The organism is Streptomyces sp. NPDC048644 (assembly GCF_043199105.1).
Taxonomy (GTDB): domain Bacteria; phylum Actinomycetota; class Actinomycetes; order Streptomycetales; family Streptomycetaceae; genus Streptomyces.
The window spans coordinates 1-2676 of record NZ_JBICVO010000038.1 but is presented as its reverse complement, the minus strand read 5'-3'; the positions used below and the strand labels follow the sequence as shown (position 1 = coordinate 2676).

The following is a 2676-nucleotide window of genomic DNA, read 5'->3' as shown; positions in this document are numbered from 1 at the left end:
GCGAGGTGGAGCGAATCTCAAAAAGCCGGTCTCAGTTCGGATTGGGGTCTGCAACTCGACCCCATGAAGTCGGAGTTGCTAGTAATCGCAGATCAGCATTGCTGCGGTGAATACGTTCCCGGGCCTTGTACACACCGCCCGTCACGTCACGAAAGTCGGTAACACCCGAAGCCGGTGGCCCAACCCCTTGTGGGAGGGAATCGTCGAAGGTGGGACTGGCGATTGGGACGAAGTCGTAACAAGGTAGCCGTACCGGAAGGTGCGGCTGGATCACCTCCTTTCTAAGGAGCACTTCTTACCAGGTTTTGCTTGGTCAGAGGCCAGTACATCGGCGAATGTCCGGTGCTGGTTGCTCATGGGTGGAACGTTGACTATTCGGCACACTTGATCTTCAGAAGTTAGTACTGCTTCGGCGTGGAACGCTTCTGGGGTTTGGGTGGGCCGGGCGCGCTGTTGGGTATCTGAGGGTACGGACCGTATGGTTTGGACCTTCGCGATGCCGGCCCCAGTGAACTCAGCCTTCGGGTTGGGGTGGTGGGTGGCTGGTCGTTGCTTGAGAACTGCACAGTGGACGCGAGCATCTGTGGCCAAGTTTTTAAGGGCGCACGGTGGATGCCTTGGCACCAGGAACCGATGAAGGACGTGGGAGGCCACGATAGGCCCCGGGGAGCTGTCAACCGAGCTTTGATCCGGGGGTGTCCGAATGGGGAAACCCGGCAGTCGTCATGGGCTGTCACCCGCTGCTGAACACATAGGCAGTGTGGAGGGAACGCGGGGAAGTGAAACATCTCAGTACCCGCAGGAAGAGAAAACAACCGTGATTCCGGGAGTAGTGGCGAGCGAAACTGGATGAGGCCAAACCGTATTGGTGTGATACCCGGCAGGGGTTGCCAGTGCGGGGTTGTGGGATCTCTCTTTTGCAGTCTGCCGGCTGTGAGGCGAGTCAGAAACCGTTGGTGTAGTCGAAGGACATGCGAAAGGTCCGGCGTAGAGGGTAAGACCCCCGTAGACGAAACATTAGCGGCTCGTTTGAGAGACACCCAAGTAGCACGGGGCCCGAGAAATCCCGTGTGAATCTGGCGGGACCACCCGTTAAGCCTAAATATTCCCTGGTGACCGATAGCGGATAGTACCGTGAGGGAATGGTGAAAAGTACCGCGGGAGCGGAGTGAAATAGTACCTGAAACCGTGTGCCTACAAGCCGTGGGAGCGTCGCTGTATGTGCTTGCACATGCAGTCGTGACTGCGTGCCTTTTGAAGAATGAGCCTGCGAGTTTGCGGTATGTTGCGAGGTTAACCCGTGTGGGGGAGCCGTAGCGAAAGCGAGTCCGAATAGGGCGTTTAGTAGCATGCTCAAGACCCGAAGCGGAGTGATCTAGCCATGGGCAGGTTGAAGCGGAGGTAAGACTTCGTGGAGGACCGAACCCACCAGGGTTGAAAACCTGGGGGATGACCTGTGGTTAGGGGTGAAAGGCCAATCAAACTCCGTGATAGCTGGTTCTCCCCGAAATGCATTTAGGTGCAGCGTCGTGTGTTTCTTGCCGGAGGTAGAGCACTGGATAGGCGATGGGCCCTACCGGGTTACTGACCTTAGCCAAACTCCGAATGCCGGTAAGTGAGAGCGCGGCAGTGAGACTGTGGGGGATAAGCTCCATGGTCGAGAGGGAAACAGCCCAGAGCATCGACTAAGGCCCCTAAGCGTGTGCTAAGTGGGAAAGGATGTGGAGTCGCAGAGACAACCAGGAGGTTGGCTTAGAAGCAGCCATCCTTGAAAGAGTGCGTAATAGCTCACTGGTCAAGTGATTCCGCGCCGACAATGTAGCGGGGCTCAAGCACACCGCCGAAGTCGTGTCATTGCAGCAATACGGCCAACGCCGGCTGTGATGGGTAGGGGAGCGTCGTGTGCCGGGTGAAGCAGCCGTGGAAACGAGTTGTGGACGGTTCACGAGTGAGAATGCAGGCATGAGTAGCGATACACACGTGGGAAACGTGTGCGCCGATTGACTAAGGGTTCCTGGGTCAAGCTGATCTGCCCAGGGTAAGTCGGGACCTAAGGCGAGGCCGACAGGCGTAGTCGATGGACAACCGGTTGATATTCCGGTACCCGCTTTGAAACGCCCAGTATCGAATCAGACGATGCTAAGCCCGTGAAGCCGGCCTGGAGTCTTCGGACAAAGGGACGTGGTGGAGCCGGTGGTCCAGATCTGTAGTAGGTAAGCGATGGGGTGACGCAGGAAGGTAGTCCAGCCCGGGCGGTGGTTGTCCCGGGGTAAGGGTGTAGCCCGTTGTCCAGGTAAATCCGGATGACATTGTGGGTGAGACCTGATGCCGAGCCGATTGTGGTGAAGTGGATGATCCTATGCTGTCGAGAAAAGCCTCTAGCGAGTTTCATGGCGGCCCGTACCCTAAACCGACTCAGGTGGTCAGGTAGAGAATACCGAGGCGTTCGGGTGAACTATGGTTAAGGAACTCGGCAAAATGCCCCCGTAACTTCGGGAGAAGGGGGGCCATTTCCGGTGATCACTCTTGCAGTGTGAGCTGGGGGTGGCCGCAGAGACCAGCGAGAAGCGACTGTTTACTAAAAACACAGGTCCGTGCGAAGCCGTAAGGCGATGTATACGGACTGACGCCTGCCCGGTGCTGGAACGTTAAGGGGACCGGTTAATCAATCTTCGG

The 2676-nt window shown here is 57.2% G+C and carries 2 rRNA genes (1 of these 2 only partly in view); both read left to right on the top strand.

Going from position 1 to position 2676, the window contains the following annotated elements:
- Positions 1-281: ribosomal RNA gene (locus ACGFNI_RS35825) — 16S ribosomal RNA — on the top strand (it extends 1347 nt beyond the left edge of the window).
- 304 nt (positions 282-585) lie between these two features.
- A 23S ribosomal RNA gene (locus ACGFNI_RS35820) occupies positions 586-2676 on the top strand; the annotation flags it as partial.